Here is a 19,128-nt window from a genome sequence, read left to right as displayed (position 1 = left end):
CGGGACGCCGATTACCTGGAGGTGACGTGATGTCCGTCGCGCAGGACGCCGAGCGCACCGATGTGATGCTGGCCGTGCAGGACGTGTCGGTGGCGTTCGGCGGGGTCACGGCGCTGGACGCGGTGTCGTTCGAGGTGCCCGAGGGGCAGGTCTGCGGGGTGATCGGGCCGAACGGGGCGGGCAAGACGACGTTGTTCGACGTGGTGTCGGGGCTGCGCCGGCCGAGCGGCGGCCAGGTGCGCGTGGCGGGCGCGGACGTGACCGTGGTGCCGCCGGTCAGGCGGGCTCGCGCGGGCGTTCGCCGTACCTTCCAGCGGACGCAGGTCTTCGGGCGGCTCACCGTGGCCGACAACGTGCTGGCGGCGCTCGACTGGCACGGCGGCGGGGGCGGCCTGCTGGCCGACCTGACCGGCCTGCCCGCGCGGCGGCGGCTCGAACGCGAGCGGCGGGCGCGCGTGGCCGAGGTGCTCGAGCTGTGCGGGCTGGCCGCGCAGCGCGACGCCTACGCCGCCGCGCTGCCCGTCGGCCAGCGCAGGCTTGTCGAACTGGCCCGCGCCATCGCCGACCGGCCGCGCCTCCTGCTGCTCGACGAGCCCACCTCGGGCCTGGACGCGGACCAGACGGTACGGCTGCGCGCGGTCGTCGCCGCCCTGGACACCACGGTGCTGCTGGTCGAGCACGACATGGGCTTCGTCATGGACACCTGTGACCGGCTCGTCGTCCTGGACCTCGGCCGGGTCATCGCCACCGGCACCCCGGCGCAGGTCCGCGACGACCCCGTGGTGCGGGCCGCCTACCTCGGCTGAAATGATTCTCCTCATTGAGAATGAGGACAGCTAAACCGTGCAGGACTGTCGTTCGGCTAGTGTCCTGCGCCTGAAATTCGTCGGCAATATCGGGTCGATTCCCGTCACCCGCTCCAACGTCGAAGGCCCAGCTCAAGAATGTGATCTAGAACTGGGCCTCTCTTCGTTCCCCTGGCACCGACTCTCGAACAAGCCTGTCGCGGCTGAAGACCGCTCCTCGGAAGGAGTAGTGGACGCCAACGGACTGAGCCTCGAAGCGGCCGCCTGCAACTTATGCGTTCGCGAGCTGTCGGTGATGCACCGTTAGAGGCTCGATTTCAGTGGTGGTGTCGTCGTCGACGACGAGCTCGACGCGGAACCGAACCCCCATTGCCGCACCGAGGCGCAGCAGTGTCGCTATGTCCGGAATGCCGCCACCGCCCTCGATGCGAGACAGGGCGGGCTGGGACATCCCAGAGCGCTCCGCTACGATCTTCTGAGACAAGCCTCGGCGCTTACGGATCTCACGCAGCTGGTCGCCGAGCTCCAGGTCACGGCCCGCCTGCTCGTATTCGGAGTGGGACTGCGCATCCGCTTCCATCTCGCGCAGACGCTTCGCCTTGTAGGTTTCCCAACGGCTGTGACCCATCATGCGCTCCTCTCGAACACGTGCGTGGTGGTTAGGTCGTGCTCTGCCTCACACCGCTTCTTGGCAGCGATCGCTCGGTCGATGTCGGCGGTCTGCGTCCCATCCTGTGTCTTGCGGAAGACCGTCAGGATCACGATCACCTTGTTAGATGGCTTCCAGAAGGTCAACCGCCAGGTCGTGCGGTCAAGAGCAACACGCAACTCGTGCACACCTTCCGCATCCTTCAGCTTCTTTACGTGATCCCCATCAGGGATGCCACCAGTGGCGAGGTAGTCGTCCACGTTTCGCATAACCCGTTGGTAGAGCGGAAAAGAAAGTCCGTCCAGCCAAGACTCCACCTCCGGCTCTAGGTCGATCTCCCACTGAGGCATACCATCAATAGTATATGCACTCGATGGTAACCCGTGGCGCTGATGAGTACCAGGCCTTACTCGTCGTCCTGCCGGTTGAGCTTCTCGGCGACGAACGTGCCCCGACCATGGACGACCACCAGCAGGCCGCGCTCCGCCAGCTCCTTCACAGCACGACGGACCGTCACCCGCGCGACGCGGTACTGAGCCTCCGCCATCTCCCGCTCATTCGGCAGCTTGGCGCCTGGAGCGAGATGGCCAGACGTGATGTCGGCCTCGATGTCATCGGCGACCTGCTGCCAGACGAGTTTCGGCCCGTGGTGACGGATCCGGTCGCTTCGGTCTTCCAACGCCATGATCAGACGGTATTGGGGCGGTGACCTGCCCGAACGATTGACTACCTCCCAAGAGGTCTTAAGAGGTCCTATAGTGTGGACAAGGTCATGCCGTCATCGGCTTGACATGAGTCGGGCCCGACCACCGGCGTTCGCGCGCCAGGACGGGCCCTTGATCGCACACTGGAAGTGCGACCCATGACACAGCCTACGGGCACGCTGGCCCCGCCGTACGTTCCCGAATGCGACCTCGAGTGGCGAGACGACCCCACTGGGCTGCTCACGCACCTGGCTTCCGGCCGCACACGAGCAGTCGCCACCTACCACCAGGCGCTCATCGTCGGTACCGAGATCGCGGCATGACCTCGACCGCCATCCGGGTGCCGTACGTCGTCGCCTACGAGGTCGAAACCGTCGCGCTCAACCTCGCCGTCATCCACGACGTCTGGGCGCTGAACGGGCGTCGGCTGTCCTACACCGACCCGACGGCGAGCGACTGGGACATGAGCGTGCTGTGGGCCAGGCAGAAGCGCGATCAGCGCGGGAAGGTCAACTACGAGGAGATGCACACGCTCCGGCAGCGGGAGTGCATGCTGCACCGGCTCTGCCAGGTGTGCCAGGCCCCCGCGATGGATCCCGCCACCGGGCGTCTGTCCTGGCTGTTCCACGAGGAGGTACCCGCCGTGTCCGGCCGCCTCAGCAAGCCGCCGACATGCCTGCGGTGTATCCCGCAGGCACGTGTCACGTGCCCGTATCTCCAGCGCGAAGCCCACGTCTACACCTCGCCCGACTATGAGCCGTGGGGCGTGAAGGGAACCGTCTTCTCCGCCTCCGGCTGGCCGACTCTCCAGGACGTCCCACTAACCGATCTCTGCACGCTGGAATTCACCCTTGCCAGGGCTCTGATCGTGCACGTATCGAACCTGCTGCCCGAGCCGGCCCCCTAAACCGCCCGGCCCTTGCCCGACGGCAAGGGCCGGGTCTTCATGCCCCCTGCGAGCTCGCCGTACGTCACTGCGACGGTCTCGCCGGGGTCGCGGGGTCTCCGTCCGGATCTGGAGGGACGGTGGCGGAGACCCCTCTCTCACAACCCCTCTTAGGAGCTTCGAATGGACCTGCAGATGCTGTCCGCCTTCGGTCTGACCGCCGGCGTCGGCGCCGTGATCATCGTGTGCGGCCTGCTCGGCTGGGACTGGCTGAGCTGGGTGTGGGGGCGGGCCACCAGACGCTGATCACGAGCGTGCTTCTCGCCCACGGCGAGAGCCCCGAGGCCGTCGCGGTCGGCCGGGCCTCTCCGCCAAGGTCAGGGCTCCAGGGTGATCCCCTCACGCCGGAGGTCCTCGATGATCCCGTCCACCAGCCGGGTGCTGACCGTGTGGTCCAGCCGCCCGTTCTCGCGCAGCTCCCGTACGGCCGGCACCGGGTCGGGGTCGGCGAACAGGCGCTCGTCCGCGTAGTCGACCGGCCGGCCGGTGGGGTCGATCGTCCACCAGGAGGCTTCCAGCGCGATGCCGTTGGGGTCACTGAAGTAAATCGACCGCAGGAAGCCGTGGTCGATCACGTCGGTGACCTCGCAGGCGTGCGCCTTGAGCCGGTCGCGCAGCCTGACCAGGGCGTCCTCGTCGGGCAGGTGCAGCGACAGGTGGTCGAACTGGGCGGCCTTGGCGTAGGGGACGCCGGCGGGCTTGGCGAAGCTGTCGAGCTCCTGGCCGGTGTATTCGAAGAAGGCGACGGTGTTACCCGGTGCCACCTCGAAGAAGTAGTGCTTGAACGCGGGGATCGCCAGCGTGGTGACGAGGCGGGCGTCGAGCACGCCGTGCCAGAAGCGCACCGTGGCGTCCATGTCAGCGGTGACCAGGGCGAGGTGGTGCACACCCCGCCAGTGCACCGTTTCGGGGGTTTCAGCCATAAGTTGACCGTACGCCTTTCAACTATCGCTGGCTATGAGGCCTCGTGTCAGTAAGCGGGGGCTGATTTGAGTGCCGCCAGCAGGTGCGCGTGCACCCTGGCGACGGCGGCCCTGGCCAGGCCGCCCGAGCGGACCGCGAGGTAGCCGGTGTTGATCGGTGCCAGCTCCGGCTCCGCGAGTGTGACCAGCCGGCCCGCCGCCACATCGGCCCGGCACAGGTACGCGGGCAGGACGGAGACGCCCATCCCGGCCCGCACCGCGTTCAGCACGCCCCGCAGGTCGGGGATCACCACCTGCGCGGCCATCGACGGCCGCTTGCCGAAGACCGTCCGCCAGTAGCGGCGCACGATGGGCAGGTCCTCGGCGTAGGCGATCAGCGGCCTGGTTCCGCAGTCCTCCTGCGCGGCCAGTTCGGGGCTGGCCACCAGCAGGAACTCCTCGTCGTACGCGGGCTCCGCCTGGACGCCTCGGACGCGCGGCCGGATCGTGGACACCACCAGGTCGAGCCGTCCGGCCGCCAGATCGGCGAGCAGGCCGTCGGACAGCCCGAACGTGGTGCGCAGCCGCAACCCGTCGCGCACCAGTGGCGCGAGCAGCGGGATCGCCACCTCCGAGAGGAATTCGGAAGGGCCTCCGAGATGGACCGCCTCCCCGGACGGCAGCTCGCTGTCCACGACCGCGTCCAGCGCGTCCAGCGAGGCGGCCACCCGGCGGGCCAGCTCGTCGGCGGCGGCCGTGGGCGCGACGCCACGCGGCAGCCGGTCGAACAGCGGCCGGTCCAGCGCCACCTCCAGTGCCTTGACCTGCGCGGTCACCGCGGGCTGCGACAGCCCGAGCGTCTGCGCGGCGGCCGTGATGGAGCCGGTCCTATGGACCGTGAGAAAGGTCCTGAGCAGGTCGAGTGAGAGGGGCATATCAATATTTTGATGGCTACTACGTGCCCGAGACCCCTGTGATCGTACGGGGCCCGGCAGCCCGGTCGTCCACGAGAGCGTGTGGCTGGGGACGGCCGACAAACTTAATGGCCCTGATTAGTACATTCGAGGAAAACGTCGTTTATGGGACTCCAGGCGCCGCCATCGGGCGCTCTTCGCGGGCCCAACACCCACTTCCGGCACTCAAACAACTCTGTACCCGTAGGGCGCTTGCCCGCCGGGCCATACACCCACATACTGGCTCACAAACCCAATCCTTTCCTAGGAGGAGGGACATCATTTGCGAGACCTCTTCACGGGCGCTAATATTTTGACTGTCATTTTCGGCATTATAAGCTTCTTGACATCAATAGCCGCAGTGCATTATGCGCGCAGGACTTACCACCTAGAACGGAAGTCCATCTCCAAGAACTCCGATCGATCGGTGGTTGTGTTCTGGAGCCGGGAAGACATGATCGACTCGCTCCTCGAGCAGTACAAGCGCGCCGGCGACGGCGATGATATATGGGCGCAGACCGTCGGCCTGCAGAACTTTCCAGGCCAGGTGCACGATCGGATCATGACGGCGGCGTCCCGCGGCGTGACGTTCCGCTATCTGGTCACGCTGGATCATCCGGCGCTGCCCGAGTTCCTCGCCTTGTTCAAAAACATCGCGTCGGCTTCCGTGGCCGGCTTGCGCGACAATCGCCTGCGCTTGCAGGGGTTGTCGAGAAGAGAGGTCGTCATAGCTTTCCCTACACTCACCACCTACACCGCGATAAAATTCACTGATGCGGTTTTCGTCGGGCTGGTTCGCGATTGGTTCGACCACAGATGGGCGGCTGCCGCAAAGAAGGCACCACTATCGATGAGCAAATCCTTGGCCCAAGGAGAAAACATTGCCGAGCCATGAAGAGATCATCGAGTACTATCGCTGGAAACAGGCAGAATACCTCGGCAAGTACGGAGTTGACGGCCGGGTCCACGCGCATGTCGGGTGCCATGATTCGGAAACCGAGCAGAACCTCTTCGCCCCAGGTTGGATCCGCCCGGAAATAGGTGCCGACCGATTACGGGCAACGATGCACGATGGGCAGGAGCGTAACGTTCACGTGCTGTTGAGAAGGGCCCGCCGGTGGCATGGAAACATATCCAAGGCGCTTGACTGCGGAGCCGGGCTCGGCGGAACGTCTTTTCTCCTGGCGGATCAGTACGGAATCGACATGACGTCGCTCACCATAGTGCCGGAGCAGGTGGACTTCATCGCGGCACAGGCTGCGAAACTGGCCCTACAGGGCAAGGTCGTCCCTGTGGTCGGCGACGCGCACTCTGACACCTGGTGGAACGGCACGGCATATGACCTCGTCATCGCGCTGGACGCGGTTTGTCAGATAGGGGACCCGGCGACCCTCTTCCCTTCGCTTGCGGCCATGCAACCGGCAGGCGGTGTACTCGCGATCGCAGACCACTTCGTCAGCAGTTGTAGTAGCTCGATCGCGCGCTATTACAACACCTACTGGGTGAGCGCAATCGGGGACCTGCAAACCTGTCTGTCAGCGATCGAACAGGCGGGCTACCGGATCAGATTGGTTGTCGACGCATCCGAGAGTCAGCTCCCCTACTGGCGGCTCAGCCTCGCCTATTCATCCCTTGCAGAGAGAGACCGTACCGAGATTCGTCGGCGGGAAACGGCGCACTTTCATTCCGCCATGCTGAGTGCGTACCGAGCAGGGGAGGTCCAGTATTTCCACGTGATCGCGTCGCGTTCGGAAACCGCGGCGCCTCCGAAGCGATGAGAAAGGTACAGCAATGGTACCCGTAGTTCGGCCCGTCCGGCACATCGCCATATCGGCCGACGGTAACGGAAGATGGGCGACGAGTCGGGGACTGCCCAGATCCGCGGGACACGATGCCAGCCGGGAAGCCTTCGCGTCAGTCCTTTCCGCCTGCGTCGAGCTGAACATACCTTATCTCTCGATCCATGTGTTCTCGTCCGAGAATTGGGGACGCCCTGAGCCGGAGGTCCGCAAGCTCATAGAACTGTTCAGCCGAGTGCTTGAGTTGTCACTGCACGACTTCAACGAGCTTGGTGTGCGATTCCGGCTCACCGGGAGCAGGCTGGAGGTTCCCGCTGACCTGCGTCGAACAGTGGAAGCGATCGAGAAGACCACCTCCGCGAACGGTCACGTCACGCTGCAGTTCGGGCTCAACTATGGCGGCCGCAAGGAATTGGTCGATGCCGCGGTCGGCCTGGCGAGAGCCGCGATGGCAGGGGAGATACGTCCTGAAGAGTTCGACGAGGAGACGTTCCGCAGGCACCTCTACTGGCCGGATACCCCCGATGTGGATCTCTTCATCAGGACTGGCGGACATTTCCGCCTGTCGAACTTCTTTCTCTGGCAGACCGCGTACGCGGAGCTGGTATTCACCGACGTGCTGTGGCCGGATTTCCGCAAGCCGGACCTGATGAGCGCATTGGAGCTGTACGCCCGAGCGGAGCGGTCATTCGGGAATGTCGAGTAGCACACCGACGACGACCCGCCCCGAGACGTCCCGTAGGAACCCGGCTCCGTCGTCGATGACGGATCCCCAGAGGAGCAGTGACCAGCTACCCTACCTGCGGCGCGACGTGCTGAGCTGACCGGTTGGCGGGCAAAGGAGGGGGAAACGCCGCCGCTTGGCGGTTGTCCCCCTGCTGCCGCCCTTCCATCATCGAGACGTACGGTGAGGTCTCGTGGAGGGAAGCGACATGGCGGTTCATCCCAATCTCGACCCGGAGCTGAGGGCGGCACTCGACCATTTGGTCATGCCGTCGACGGATCTCGACGACCCGGCCTTCGATCTCAGCGGGCAGCGGGCGCAGATCAACGCCATGCTCGCGTCCGCCCCCAGGCCGGACACCGAGGTCGTCATCGAGGACCGGTACGTGCCGGGGCCCGAAGGCGCGCCCGACATCCGGCTGCGGATCTACCGGAAGCCGGGGACGGACACCGGCCGGCCCGGCCTGTACTGGATCCACGGCGGCGGCATGATCCTCGGCACGCCGAACATGGACGACCTCATGATGATCGGGTTCGCCGAGCAGCTCGACGCTGTGATCGTCTCCGTGGACTACCGGCTCGCGCCCGACCACCCGCACCCGGCGCCGGTCGAGGACTGCTACGCCGGACTGGTGTGGACCGCCAAGAACACCGGCGATCTCGGCATCGACCCGGCCAGGCTGGCCGTGGGCGGGGCGAGCGCGGGCGGCGGGCTCGCGGGGGCCACTGTGCTGCTGGCCCGTGACAGGGGTGGCCCCGACATCTCGTTCCAGCTGCTGGTCTGCCCGATGCTCGACGACCGCAACATCACGCCGTCCAGCCACGAGTTCGCCGAGGCGGTGGTCTGGAACCGGGCCGCGAACCTGTTCGGATGGAAGGCCCTGCTCGGTGACAAGGCCGGGACCGAGGACGTCTCTCCCTACGCCGCTCCGGCACGGGCCACCGACCTGTCCGGGCTGCCGCCGACGTTCGTGGACGTGGGCGAGCTGGAGGTGTTCAGGGACGAGTGCATCGACTATGTGCAGCGGCTGGTCCAGGCCGGGGTGTCGACGGAGTTCCACCTCTATCCGGGGGCCTTCCACGGGTCCGACGGGCTGATTCCCGACACGGAGCTGAGCAGACGGGCGCGGGCGGCTCGGCTGGCGGCGCTCCGGCGGGCGTACCGGTCGGACGGCTCGTAGCGCGGCAGATCGCGGCGCAGTGTTCCGGCAGGACGGCTCGTAGCGCGGCTGACCGTGGCGCGGTGTTCCGGCAGGACGGGTCGCGGCGCGGCTGATCGCCGGGCGGCTACGGAGCCGAAGTCGGGCGTCGGTGGAGTTTCAGGTCGGAGGGCAGGCCGTGGCGGGCACGGTAGTCCTCCGCGCCGATCTGGTGCTTGGCCTTGGCGTGCGCGGCCAGGCCGCGGGTCCACGTGCCGCACTCCAGGCACACGAGCTGGCCGTCCCGTTCGGGTTGCCGGCCGTACGGCACCGCCGCCAGCTCAGCCGCCGACAGAGGCGGATGGGGGCGCGGCGTCCGGGGCACGAAGCCGACCGGCCGCGCGCCCCGGGGCGGGGTGAAGCCGTGCCGGTGGCGTAGCTCACGGGTCTTGCGCTGGGTGACGCCCAGCAGCTCGGCCAGGTCGGTGCCGTTCCAGTCGGCGGTGGCGGCGAGCAGGTCGGTCAGCGAGGTGTACCCGAGCTCGCGGGCCCGTGTCTCATGCGGGTCGATGCCGTGCCGGGCCAGGTAGTCGGCCATCTTGACGCCGTGCATCACCGACACGTGCTGGACCAGGGTCTTGAACCAGCGCCCGCACTCCAGGCACAACAGGTGACCGTTGCGGGTGGGCTGCGTGCCGTGCGGTACGGCCGCGAGCTCGTCGGTCGGAATCGGCGGGAGCAGCGACGGATTCTTCACGACATAGTCCTTGGCCCAGCGGCCGGGCGCCTCGAACCCCAGCCGCCGTCGCAGCTTGTCGACCCGGCCCTTCGACATGCCCAGCAGCGCGGCGATCTCCTGGTTGGTCAGCTCCGGGTGGAGGGTGAAGACCTGCTCGATGCCGGCGAACCCCGCCGCCCGGCACAGCTCGGCGACCTCGGCCGCGAGCTTGGCCTTGCGCGCCGCGGTCCCCAGATGGCCGTACTTGGCCACGGTTCCGCCAGTGCGGCGCGCGGCCCGTACGCCCGCGCGGGTCAGAGAGTCCCGCCCGGCCACCTTCGACAGCTCGGCCAGCTCTTGCCGGGAGCGTTTGGGGCGCAGCGTGGCCCGGAACTCCAGATCGGTGTCCCACTTGGCGCGCTGCGTCTTCCTGCGGACCGCCTTGACCGGGGTGGAGTGCAGGCCGAAGCCTCGCGGCAGTTCATGGTCGCGCCGGTAGTCATCGGCTGACATGGCGTGTTTCGCCACGACATGCTGGCCGAGCTGTCTAAACCACAAGCCGCATTCCAGGCAGAGGAGCTTGCCTTCGGACTCCGGCTGCACGCCCGGCGGGACGTCGGTGGGTTTGCCGGGCGGAATCCAATGTCCTGGCCGGCCGTTCTGATTCTCGGTCACCTGATCCCATTTCTGAAGATCATCCAGTTTCGCCATTGGCGCGCAGCCGTACAAGGGCCAGGGCCAGATGGGCGCGGAGCCGCCCGGCGGAGTCGGCGAGGGAGAAGCCCAGGGTCGACTCCGCCCGTGCGATCCGCACGGCCATAGAGCTGTGGTGCAGGTGCAGCACGGTGGCGGCCCGGCGTACCGAGCCCTCGGCGCAGAGCGCCCGCACGGCCGTGCGGGCCTCGCCGCCGAGCCGCTCCATCGACCGCACGTCGGCCAGCTCGGCGATCGCCGCGTCCGGCACGTCGGCGTAGAGGGCCAGCGCGCCCAGCTCGGTCCAGCGCACCACGCGGTCCTGCGGACCGGTGAAGCGCAGCGCCGTACGCGCGCCCGTCCACGACTCGGCCACCCGCGAACCGGGCAGCTCGGGACCGATGCCGACCCGCGCCGAGTCGGGCAGTCGTGGCAGCGCGGAGGCCACCAGCACCGCCTCCGTGTCGCCGATCCTGGCCGCGCGGACGTGGTGCCCCATCGTTCGCAAGCCGGGCACCAGGGCGAAGCCCTCGTCCGCGGGGACCGCGATGGCCAGCGCCTGCAGCGGCGTCGCGGGATCGAACCCCAGCAGCCGCAGCGCCCGCGCCCGCTCGGCCTCGCCGGTCTCCGCCGACAGCGCCAGCTCCACCAGCGCCGGGTCCCTGCCCTCCCGGGCCAGCGCGACGGCGCGCTCCAGCGTGACCTCCGCCGCGGCCGCGAACCGTTCGAGGACGATCTCGTCCAGCCCGTGCGGGGTGCCCTCGCGCTCCATCCAGACCGTGCCGAGACCGGAGGCCAGTTCTCTGACCGTGCCGGGCTGGTCGATGTATTCGATGTGGTCGACCTGACCGCCGGGGTGCCTGCGGGTGGCTCTGCCGGTGGCCGCGTCGAGCAGGCCCACCGGGCACTGGGTCAGGTGGGCGGTCGCCGAGAGCAGCACCGGGACGCTCACGTGGTCGCGTACCAGCGAGTCGAAGTAGGCGATGACGCGCACGGCGCTCTCCGCGTCGGTGTCCAGTGTCGACAGGCGGAGCAGCAGTCCTTGCACCGCTTCAGGGTATGTCCGGATACCGCTATCTGGCGACGTGACCAAGCGTGCGCTAGGTTGGTGCTCGTGGATCTCGACTTCTCCGCGGCCGAGCAGGATTTCCGTGCCGAGGTTCGCGACTGGCTGGCCCGTCACGTACCCGATGGGCTGCCGTCGATGGACACTCCCGAGGGTTTCGAGGCGCACCGCGCGTGGGAGGCGCTGCTCGCCTCCGCCCGGCTGTCCGCCGTCTCCTGGCCGGAGGAGTACGGCGGGCGGAACGCCTCCCTGATCGAGTGGCTGATCTTCGAGGAGGAGTACTGGGCCGCTGGCGCCCCCGGCCGGGTCACCCAGAACGGGATCTTCCTGCTGGCCCCGACCCTGATGGCGTTCGGTACGGAGGAGCAGCGACGGCGCTGGCTCCCCGGGATGGCCAAGGCCGACGAGGTCTGGGCACAGGCGTGGTCCGAGCCGGAGGCGGGCAGCGACCTGGCCGCGCTGAAGTCCCGCGCGACCCGGGTGGATGGGGGCTGGCGGCTGTACGGGCAGAAGACGTGGAGCTCTCGCGCCGCCTACGCCTCGCACGGGTTCGGCCTCTTTCGTACCTCGGAGGAGGGTCGGCACCGGGGGCTGACGTACTTCATGTTCCCGCTCGACCTCGACGAGGTGACGGTTCGGCCGATCGCGCAGCTTGACGGGCTGCCCGGGTTCGCCGAGTTGTTCTTCGACGGTTTGTTCGTGCCTGACTCGATGGTGCTCGGCGCGCCTGGGGAGGGCTGGCGGATCGCGATGGCCACCACCTCGTCCGAACGCGGTCTGGCCCTGCGCAGCCCCGGCCGCTTCCTGGCCACCGCCGACCGGCTCGTCCACCTGGCCCGCGACCGCCTGTCCCGAGACGACTTGTCCCGTGACGACGTGGACCGCGATTTTCTGGCCGGTGACGCGGGACCTGAGCTTGTCGACCGGGCGGTCCGCTGCTGGACCGATGCCGAGGCGTACCGCCTGCACACCTTCGCCACCGCCCGCAGGCTCATGTCGGGCGCCGAGATCGGGTCCGCGTCCAGCATGGGCAAGGTCTTCTGGTCCGAGCTGGATCTGCGGATGCACACCCTGGCCATGGAGCTGCTCGGCGAGCGGGCGGGGGAGGCGCCGTGGCTCGACGGGTTCCTGTTCGCGCTGGCGGGGCCCATCTACGCGGGCACGAACGAAATCCAGCGCAACATCATCGCCGAACGAGTGCTGGGGCTGCCGCGATGAACTCCAGCTCGACGAACTCCAGCTCGACGAACTCTGGCTCGACGAACTCTGGCTCGACGAACGGCGGCTCCATGAACTTCGCCTTCACCGACGAGCAACTGGCCCTGGCGGCGACCGTACGGGATGTGCTGCGCGCCCACTGTCCACCCGCCGCGCTACGCTCCGAGCGCCGCCCGGCCTGGGAGCAGCTAGCCGAAATCGGGTTCTTCGGGCTGCTCCTGCCGCCGGACGCCGACGGGCTCGGGCTCAGGCTGGTGGACGCGCTGCCCGCGCTGGAGGAGACCGGTCGGGCCTGCCTGCCGGGACCGGTCGTGGAGACCGCCGTGGCGGCGCCGTACCTGCTGGACGACGTTCCGAAGCTCGCCTCCGGGTCGGTCTGTGTGAGCGTGCTGCTGCCCAGTCAGGTGTACGCGCCTGACGCCGACCTGGCCGACCTGCTCGTGGTCGCGCGCGCGGACGGCCTGCACCTGGTCTCCAAGGAGTCCGTACGGCTGACGCCCCGGCCCGGTGTCGACCCGTGCCGGAGGCTGTTCGATGTCTCCTTCGACGACTCCGTACTGCTGGACCGCTCGTACGTCCCAGCCCTGCGGCGGGCCACCGTGGCGACGGCGGCGCAGCTCATCGGGGTGGGCAGGCAGCTGCTGGCGGCCGCCGTGGCGCATGCCCAGGTCAGGACCCAGTTCGGGGCGGCCATCGGGTCGTTCCAGGCGGTCAAGCACCAGCTGGCCGACGTGGCCATCGCACTGGACTTCGCCGCCCCACTCGTCCACCGCGCGGCGCTGTCGGTGGACGAGCCGGTGGTGCCGACCGTGGATCGGGACGTCAGTGCCGCCAAGGCCGCGGCGGGTGAGGCGGCCGAGCTGGCGGCTCGGGTGGCGCTGCAGGTGCACGGCGCGATCGGTTACACCGACGAGCTGGACCTGCGGTTCTGGCTGGCGCGGGCGTGGTCGCTGTCGGCCGCGTACGGTGGCTCGGCCGTACACCGGGCCCGCGTGCGGGACTCGGTGATCGGCGGCGATCTGAGGCGGTACCCGTGAGGTACGGCGTCCCGCTCGGACTCGTCCACCCGGCTGCCTGGAAGGACGTGGCGGTGGCCGCCGACGAGCTGGGCTTCGAGTCCGTGTGGGTGCCCGAGCACCTCATCTTCACCACTGACCTGTCTCTGGCCCTCTACCCGGGCACCTCCGAGCCGGGCATCAAGCCGGGCACGCCGCTGTTCGACGCGCCCGCGTACCTGTGCTGGCTGGCCGCGCTGACCTCCCGGATCAGGCTCGGCACGGCCGTACACCTCTTCGCGCTGCGCCACCCGTTCGTCTCGGCCCGCGCCTTCGCCACGCTGGACGTGGTGTCGTCGGGCCGGGCGATCTGCGGGGTAGGGGCGGGCTGGTACCGGGGGGAGTGGGACGCGGCCGGCATCCCGTTCGCCTCGCGCGGGACCCGGCTGGACGAGGCGATCGAGGTGGCCAGGCGGCTGTGGAGCGAGCCGGTGGTCACACATTCGGGGCGGTTCTACTCCTTTCCGGAGGTGGCCTTCGAGCCCAAGCCCGTACAGCACCGGCTGCCGATCCTGTGCGGCGGCGAGTCGCCGGCCGCCCTGCGCCGGGCTGCGTCGCTGTGTGACGGCTGGATCAGCATGCCGCACACCCTGGAGTCGATCAGGCCGCAGCTGTCCCGGCTGGCGGCGCTGCGGGGGGAGCGGCGCTGCTCGGTGACGGCGCACGCGTACTCGCTGGCGTCGCCGGAGGAGGTGACGGACTGGGCGGAGCTAGGGGTGGACCGGCTGATCGTCCGCCCGTGGAAACGCAGCCGCGACGCCGTCTCCAGCCTGGCCACCTTCGCCGCCGAATACGGCGTCACGTCGCGTTAGCGGTTCGAAGGGGTTTTGAGCCGGAGTCGCCTGACAAGAGATTTCCACCGCTCGGCAGATCGCCAGGCAACACGCGGATTAGGATCACGCCGTATGGGACCTGTGGCTGGTACGCGCGGCGTGCTCTACGTCATCGCGTGCGCCGCACCTGCGGCGGCCGATCTGCATCACCTGGTTCCGCTGGCCCAGGCGGCCGGCTGGCAGGTGCATGTCGTCACGACACCGATGGGCGAGCGTTTCCTCGACGTTCCGGCTCTCGAGCGGCTGACCGGCGATCGGGTGCGCAGCACGTACCGGATGCCGGAGGAGCCGAAGGGTCTGCCTCCCGCAGACGCCGTGATCGTCGCTCCGGCCACCTTCAACACGATCAACAAATGGGCGGGTGGGATCGCCGACACGTTCGCTGTCGGTCTGTTGTGTGAGGTGATGGGCTTCGGCGTGCCGATCCTGGCCGTACCCCTTCTCAAGGCGGCGCTCGCCCGGCACATGGCCTTTGTCCGCAACGTCGCCTGCCTTGAGGAGATGGGCGTGCGGATCCTGTTCGATCCCGACGCCCCGCCGGAGTCCCGCATGCCATCCTGGGGACGCATCATGCGGGAGCTGCACACCGTGGTCGGGGAGCGACAGGCGCGGGAGTGATGTCATGGATGTCCAGCAGGAGATCGGCGAACGTATCGCCCGCGCCCGCCGTCGGCGGGGCCTGTCACAAGCCGTCCTGTCCGGCCTCGTCGGCCGCTCCGAGAGCTGGCTGAGCCAGGTAGAACGAGGACAACGCTCAGTAGACAATCACACCGTGATCAACGCTCTCGCCGAGATCCTGGGCCTGCCCCTCGACGAACTCACCGCGAAGAAGAGTGCCGCTATGACGCGTTACGACGCCGCCCCCGGCATTCGGCGGGCCATGATGGGCTACGACGGCTTGTCCTCGTCCATTGACTCTCGCCTCGCCGAAGGATCGGCGGAATCCCTTGTCTGGCTCCAGCATGAGATCCGCAGGGTGAATGCGCTGTACCAGGCGACGCGCTATGACGAGGTCGGTCGAAGGTTGCCGCGCCTGATCGTGGCGACGGAACTGGGCAGCCGTCACGCGCCCGCGGGCGCGCGGCGGGCGTATCAGACCCTCCGGTCGCTGACGTACCACTGCGCCACGACCACGCTTCGGCGTGTGAGTGAGCCTGAGCTGGCGTGGGTGGCGGCGGATCGCTCTCTCGCCGCTGCGGAGGAGGCCGACCGGCCGCTGCTGGTGGCCGTGAGCGCATACCGGCTCGGGTACGTCCTGATCAGGCTGCATGAGACAGAGCGGGCGCTGCGACTCGTCCTCGGGGCGGCTGACTCGTTGCGCCGGAGCCCACGATCTCTGCCCGTGCTCGGCGCTCTCTACCTGGTCGCCGTCACGGCCGCTGCGGCAGCCTACGACCGGGCCGGTGTACAGGACTTCCTCGCTCAGGCAAGGCAGGCAGCCGAGACGATCGGCGAAGATCGAAACGACTTCTGGACGGCCTTCGGCATGACGAACGTGGCCATCCACGAGGTCTCGGCAGCTGTCGAATTCGGTGACGCACGGCGAGCGATCAGCACGGGTGAGTCCCTGAACCTGTCGGCGCTGGCAACCGGCCTCGTCGGGCGACGGGCTCAGGTACATCTGGACCTCGCGCGGGCGTACGCGGTGCAGCGCAAGGACGCCGCATCGGTGAACATGCTCCTTCAAGCGGAACGGCTCTCGCCCGAGCTTGTGCGGTACGGCGGGCGTCCTCGCGACCTGCTGACCCAGCTTCTCAAACGTGAGCACCAGGCGAGCACCCCTGAGCTCCGGCCGCTGGCACACCGCGCCGGCATCGTCTGACCCGCACTTCTCTGCGGGTTTTTGACCTTCACAGCACTGCGGGCTGTTCTGATCGGCCCTGCCTATGGTTCCTGCTGACCCGATCCCCCGGCGTCAGGAGGTACTACCCATGAGCGTTCCCGCCGAGCATGAGCAGGCGACTTCCCTTCCCGCCCTGGCCGCCGAACACCTCCGGATGGCCCTAAAGGATCACGGCATCGCCGCCGATGTCCATGACGGGTATGGGCTCGCCTTGGTTTCCATCTGGGTCGGGTTGGTGGTGTGGTGCGACTCTGACCGGTACTGGTGGCGTGCGGGCTGGGACGCACGGAAGAAGAGCGTCGTCTATGCATGGCACCCCACCCTGGAGCCTGAGCGGGCTGCTCGCCGCATCGCCTTCCGCTACGCGATCCTTCGGCGGTCGGACTCGCTGTCGGCGGTGATCACAGATCTTGCCGCTGCCAACGGTTCGGCGGGTGAGTTCCCGCAATGAACGGGCCTCGATCGGTGGTCGGTAGTAGAGCGAAGGTCGTTGATCTGCTGCACAGTCCGGCGCGAACTCGTTCCTGCTCAAGGTGGCTGCTCGGCCGATGCGGTCTAATCGGGGCTCTGCTGCGGTACGGCTCGGTCGCTCTGCTCGAACTCGACGGTAAGGCACACCAGTTGCCCGCTGGCGTGCGGCGTTGGCCGGTGCACCTGGACGATCTACTCATTGAGCCTGCTGTGCAGGCCTCTCATCAGGCGGACAGCTCGTACGTCATGGGCATCTCCGGTGTCGGCGGCGCGGTGGTCCTGCACGCGGTGCCGACGCTGGATGAGCAGAAGGCCCTGTGTGCGACAGATGTCCGCCCATTGCCGGTATGCGGCTGGTCCCTGCCCTTCGTGCCTACGGCCCGACGAGCCTGCCCAGTTTGCGTCCGGCTAATACAAGACCCAGACCTCAAAGACGAGGAGTCGGCTCGGGCGGCCTATCGGCACGACTGGCTGGGCTGACGGAGGCTCGATGCGCTGCCGCATTCAGCGCATCGAGTTGGCGTTGGAGGTTCTGAGCGCCAGTGAAGACGTGGGCGTCGCCGATGCGGATCTCTCTGTGGTGGTCGGGGAAGGCGGCAACTGGTCGTTGGGCAAACTCCAGGGCGTCAGGCGCGGTGGCGGCCTCTGCGTGATCCTGGGCGGGTTGTGCGCGTCTCGGGATGTGGCGGCGCGACGGCGACGGCTTGCGCTCGTGAGGCCGGGGCCTCGTGGACGTCGTGGTGGCGGGCTTGGAAAGCGGTGTCGAAAAATTCTGCTTGGGGCGCGACCGCCGACGTGAGACGGTGGCGGCGGCCGCGGGACGGCGCGTCCTGGGCGAATGTCTCCGTGCCGAGGGCACTGCCCAAGGGGCGGCCCGTGGAACGGTGGCGCCGGCCGCGCAGGGGGCTGTCCGGGGCGAAGGGGGCCGTCTCGTCGACAGGGTGTCCGGTGCGGTGGCGCCGTCCGTAGTACCCGCTCGTCTGAGGGTTCTGGATCTGTTCGGCGATGGGCCAGGGCTCGGTCGCGCGCCTGTACGGCGTACGCGAGCCGGAGTGCTGCGGCATGGTGTGCGAACCGAGGTGCTGTGGCGCGATTCCGGGCCTGGGCTGGTGTGGCGTGCTGTCATGGCGCGCCGAGGGAGTGAAGGCGTCGAAGCGCGGCGTCGCACCGGGTACGGGGGTGAACGCGTCGAACTGCGTCGTCGCCTCGGGGATGGGCGCCGAGGCTCGCTCCAGCAGTTCGGCGATCGGCTCCAAGGGCTTCAAGCGGTCCAGGATCGACCTGCTCACCCCGGTGACCAGACGCGGGTCGGTCACATCGAGGCGCGGTTCGCTGCCGAGCGCGGACGCGGCGATCTGCGCCGGGGCGGCGAAGCCGAAGTCGTTCGCGGCGGTGAGCTCAGCCGGGATGGTGAGTTCGACCGGAGTGATGAGCTCGACAGGGGTCGTGAGGTCCGGGGCGGTGAGGGTCTGGGCGGCCGCGCGGGCCAGGACAGGGGCCGTTTCGGTGCGGGGCTTGCGGCGGCGCCGGTGGCCGGTGGGGGCTGGGGCCGGGGTGACGAGGGCGGCCGCGCGGGCCGGGCGTACGCGTAGCTGCCTGGTCTTGGCGACGGCGAGGACCGCGAGGGCGGCCACCAGTGCGGAGCCGATCAGTGCGGGAGACGAAAGGGTGGGCGCGGGTGTGGCGGACGACGCGTCGACGATTACGGGTATGGGGGCGGTGTTCGTGACCGCGTTGGTGTCGGCGGTGGCCGGCTTGGCGTGCTTGCCCTTCTTGGGTGCCTGCTCGGCGGCCTTCGTGGTGGCCGAGGGCGACGACTTGCGGGTGGCCGTGGGCGCGGGGGAGGCGGCCTGTTGGGGAGTGTCCGCGCCGGTGGCCTGCTTGGGGCGGGCGGCCAGCGGGGCCCCTCCCTGGCCGATGCGAGGGATCATGTCGACGAGCGGGGTGCCGTCGGGGAGTTGGAGTTTGCCCACGTCGGTCGCGGAGGTGGTGGAGGTGGACGTCTGCTCGGTCGCCCGGTGCTGCGCGTCCCACTCGCCCTCGACCTGGTTCTTGGTGGCCTCGTTCTCCAGGCGGGTCTTGATCTTCTCCGGGTAGCCGTAGCCGACGACCTTGCTGGTGTCACGTTCCTTGCGTTTGGCGACGCCGCCGTCGATGTTGCCCTCGATCGTGAAGATCTTGTCGCCCTCGACCTTGGTCACCAGGCCGACGTGGTCGATGGCGTCGATGTCGTTCGAGCCGCTCCAGTCGTAGAAGACCAAGGCGCCGGGCTTGGGCTGGTGGCCCCAGGCGCCCTGCTCCTTGAACCACTCGGCGTGCCCCACCGTCCAGGCGAACTGGCCGATCCAGTCCTGGTAGCCGAGCTTGTGAGCGGCCCACGACAGGTACATGTCACACCAAGGGGCGGAGCTGTAGTCGGCGTCGAACTCGACGTTCTTGCCGTACCAGTGGCCGAACTTGGTGTACGCGTCGGCCTTCTCGGAGTAGCCGAGCTGGCTCTCGAGCAGGTCGATGTACTTCTTCATCTCAGGCGTCATTGACGTGCGAGGGAACCTTCCGGGCAAGACCGGGTTTACCCACACAGCCCTGGGTAGAGGGACACATGTGGCA

22 protein-coding genes are annotated in these 19,128 nt (G+C 68.3%); 14 read left to right on the top strand and 8 right to left on the bottom strand.

The window, feature by feature from the left end; all coding sequences use genetic code 11:
• Window positions 1-29: 29 nt before the first annotated feature.
• On the top strand, window positions 30-806 hold the full coding sequence (locus AB0H88_RS43255; protein WP_357654564.1) for an ATP-binding cassette domain-containing protein: 777 nt from the start codon (window positions 30-32) through the stop codon (window positions 804-806).
• A 271-nt stretch (window positions 807-1,077) separates the two neighbouring features.
• On the opposite strand, the gene AB0H88_RS43250 is transcribed toward AB0H88_RS43255, so the two are convergent.
• The 3 genes from AB0H88_RS43250 to AB0H88_RS43240 are packed head-to-tail and all read right to left on the bottom strand — an operon-like array spanning window position 1,078 to window position 2,140.
• Window positions 1,078-1,437, bottom strand: coding sequence for a helix-turn-helix transcriptional regulator (locus AB0H88_RS43250; RefSeq protein ID WP_357654562.1), 360 nt, complete (start codon window positions 1,435-1,437; stop codon window positions 1,078-1,080).
• The gene (locus AB0H88_RS43245; RefSeq protein ID WP_357654561.1) at window positions 1,434-1,805 is read right to left on the bottom strand and encodes a type II toxin-antitoxin system RelE/ParE family toxin; all 372 of its coding nucleotides are present in this window, start codon (window positions 1,803-1,805) and stop codon (window positions 1,434-1,436) included. The genes AB0H88_RS43250 and AB0H88_RS43245 overlap by 4 nt, the downstream gene beginning before the upstream one ends.
• A gap of 56 nt (window positions 1,806-1,861) precedes the next feature.
• Window positions 1,862-2,140, bottom strand: coding sequence for a GntR family transcriptional regulator (locus AB0H88_RS43240; RefSeq protein ID WP_357654560.1), 279 nt, complete (start codon window positions 2,138-2,140; stop codon window positions 1,862-1,864).
• Between the two features lie 177 nt (window positions 2,141-2,317).
• Between AB0H88_RS43240 and AB0H88_RS43235 the strand changes: the two genes are divergently transcribed.
• The 3 genes from AB0H88_RS43235 to AB0H88_RS43225 all read left to right on the top strand — a co-directional run bounded on the left by AB0H88_RS43235 (window position 2,318) and on the right by AB0H88_RS43225 (window position 3,351).
• Complete coding sequence (locus AB0H88_RS43235) at window positions 2,318-2,482, top strand: hypothetical protein (protein WP_357654559.1); 165 nt, start codon at window positions 2,318-2,320, stop codon at window positions 2,480-2,482.
• The gene (locus tag AB0H88_RS43230) at window positions 2,479-3,066 is read left to right on the top strand and encodes a hypothetical protein (protein WP_357654558.1); all 588 of its coding nucleotides are present in this window, start codon (window positions 2,479-2,481) and stop codon (window positions 3,064-3,066) included. The genes AB0H88_RS43235 and AB0H88_RS43230 overlap by 4 nt, the downstream gene beginning before the upstream one ends.
• Window positions 3,067-3,228: 162 nt before the next feature.
• Window positions 3,229-3,351, top strand: coding sequence for a hypothetical protein (locus AB0H88_RS43225; RefSeq protein WP_357654557.1), 123 nt, complete (start codon window positions 3,229-3,231; stop codon window positions 3,349-3,351).
• A gap of 71 nt (window positions 3,352-3,422) precedes the next feature.
• Here the strand turns inward: AB0H88_RS43225 and AB0H88_RS43220 are convergent, their stop codons facing one another.
• Together AB0H88_RS43220 and AB0H88_RS43215 are read right to left on the bottom strand one after the other, a co-directional pair.
• Window positions 3,423-4,028, bottom strand: a complete 606-nt coding sequence (locus tag AB0H88_RS43220) for a VOC family protein (protein ID WP_225299235.1) — start codon at window positions 4,026-4,028, stop codon at window positions 3,423-3,425.
• Window positions 4,029-4,075: 47 nt separating this feature from the next.
• Window positions 4,076-4,942 carry a LysR family transcriptional regulator gene (locus AB0H88_RS43215; protein ID WP_357654556.1) on the bottom strand — a complete coding sequence of 289 codons (867 nt, stop codon included), beginning with the start codon at window positions 4,940-4,942 and terminating at the stop codon, window positions 4,076-4,078.
• Window positions 4,943-5,414: 472 nt separating this feature from the next.
• Here AB0H88_RS43215 and AB0H88_RS43210 point away from each other — a divergent pair, with 472 nt between their 5' ends.
• The 4 genes from AB0H88_RS43210 (at window position 5,415) to AB0H88_RS43195 (ending at window position 8,663) form a co-directional block, all read left to right on the top strand.
• Window positions 5,415-5,855, top strand: coding sequence for a hypothetical protein (locus tag AB0H88_RS43210; protein ID WP_357654554.1), 441 nt, complete (start codon window positions 5,415-5,417; stop codon window positions 5,853-5,855).
• Window positions 5,842-6,738, top strand: a complete 897-nt coding sequence (locus AB0H88_RS43205; protein WP_357654553.1) for a class I SAM-dependent methyltransferase — start codon at window positions 5,842-5,844, stop codon at window positions 6,736-6,738. Before AB0H88_RS43210 ends, AB0H88_RS43205 begins: the two co-directional genes overlap by 14 nt.
• A gap of 13 nt (window positions 6,739-6,751) precedes the next feature.
• On the top strand, window positions 6,752-7,465 hold the full coding sequence (gene uppS, locus AB0H88_RS43200) for a polyprenyl diphosphate synthase (protein WP_357654551.1): 714 nt from the start codon (window positions 6,752-6,754) through the stop codon (window positions 7,463-7,465).
• A 226-nt stretch (window positions 7,466-7,691) separates the two neighbouring features.
• Entirely contained in the window at window positions 7,692-8,663 is a 972-nt protein-coding gene (locus tag AB0H88_RS43195) for an alpha/beta hydrolase (RefSeq protein WP_357654550.1), read from the top strand.
• A 106-nt stretch (window positions 8,664-8,769) separates the two neighbouring features.
• On the opposite strand, the gene AB0H88_RS43190 is transcribed toward AB0H88_RS43195, so the two are convergent.
• Window positions 8,770-10,050, bottom strand: coding sequence for a MucR family transcriptional regulator (locus tag AB0H88_RS43190; protein WP_357654549.1), 1,281 nt, complete (start codon window positions 10,048-10,050; stop codon window positions 8,770-8,772).
• Window positions 10,034-11,080 carry a helix-turn-helix domain-containing protein gene (locus AB0H88_RS43185; RefSeq protein ID WP_357654547.1) on the bottom strand — a complete coding sequence of 349 codons (1,047 nt, stop codon included), beginning with the start codon at window positions 11,078-11,080 and terminating at the stop codon, window positions 10,034-10,036. The genes AB0H88_RS43190 and AB0H88_RS43185 overlap by 17 nt, the downstream gene beginning before the upstream one ends.
• Before the next feature lie 66 nt (window positions 11,081-11,146).
• Here AB0H88_RS43185 and AB0H88_RS43180 point away from each other — a divergent pair, with 66 nt between their 5' ends.
• From AB0H88_RS43180 to AB0H88_RS43155, 6 genes are all read left to right on the top strand, one after another.
• Window positions 11,147-12,316, top strand: a complete 1,170-nt coding sequence (locus AB0H88_RS43180) for an acyl-CoA dehydrogenase family protein (RefSeq protein WP_357654545.1) — start codon at window positions 11,147-11,149, stop codon at window positions 12,314-12,316.
• A gap of 71 nt (window positions 12,317-12,387) precedes the next feature.
• Window positions 12,388-13,353: an acyl-CoA dehydrogenase family protein gene (locus AB0H88_RS43175; protein WP_357654543.1), complete on the top strand. Its 966-nt coding sequence runs from the start codon at window positions 12,388-12,390 to the stop codon at window positions 13,351-13,353.
• Complete coding sequence (locus AB0H88_RS43170; protein WP_357654541.1) at window positions 13,350-14,183, top strand: TIGR03619 family F420-dependent LLM class oxidoreductase; 834 nt, start codon at window positions 13,350-13,352, stop codon at window positions 14,181-14,183. Before AB0H88_RS43175 ends, AB0H88_RS43170 begins: the two co-directional genes overlap by 4 nt.
• 120 nt (window positions 14,184-14,303) lie before the next feature.
• Complete coding sequence (locus AB0H88_RS43165) at window positions 14,304-14,822, top strand: flavoprotein (protein ID WP_357654539.1); 519 nt, start codon at window positions 14,304-14,306, stop codon at window positions 14,820-14,822.
• 4 nt (window positions 14,823-14,826) lie between these two features.
• Window positions 14,827-16,026: a helix-turn-helix transcriptional regulator gene (locus tag AB0H88_RS43160; RefSeq protein WP_357654538.1), complete on the top strand. Its 1,200-nt coding sequence runs from the start codon at window positions 14,827-14,829 to the stop codon at window positions 16,024-16,026.
• Window positions 16,027-16,135: 109 nt separating this feature from the next.
• Window positions 16,136-16,498: a hypothetical protein gene (locus tag AB0H88_RS43155; protein ID WP_357654537.1), complete on the top strand. Its 363-nt coding sequence runs from the start codon at window positions 16,136-16,138 to the stop codon at window positions 16,496-16,498.
• A 646-nt stretch (window positions 16,499-17,144) separates the two neighbouring features.
• Here the strand turns inward: AB0H88_RS43155 and AB0H88_RS43150 are convergent.
• Complete coding sequence (locus AB0H88_RS43150; RefSeq protein WP_357654535.1) at window positions 17,145-19,055, bottom strand: CHAP domain-containing protein; 1,911 nt, start codon at window positions 19,053-19,055, stop codon at window positions 17,145-17,147.
• Window positions 19,056-19,128: the final 73 nt, after the last annotated feature.

Origin of the sequence: Nonomuraea sp. NPDC050680 (genome assembly GCF_040654555.1) — a bacterium.
Lineage (GTDB): Bacteria > Actinomycetota > Actinomycetes > Streptosporangiales > Streptosporangiaceae > Nonomuraea.
This window is presented reverse-complemented; position numbering and strand designations above follow the sequence as displayed.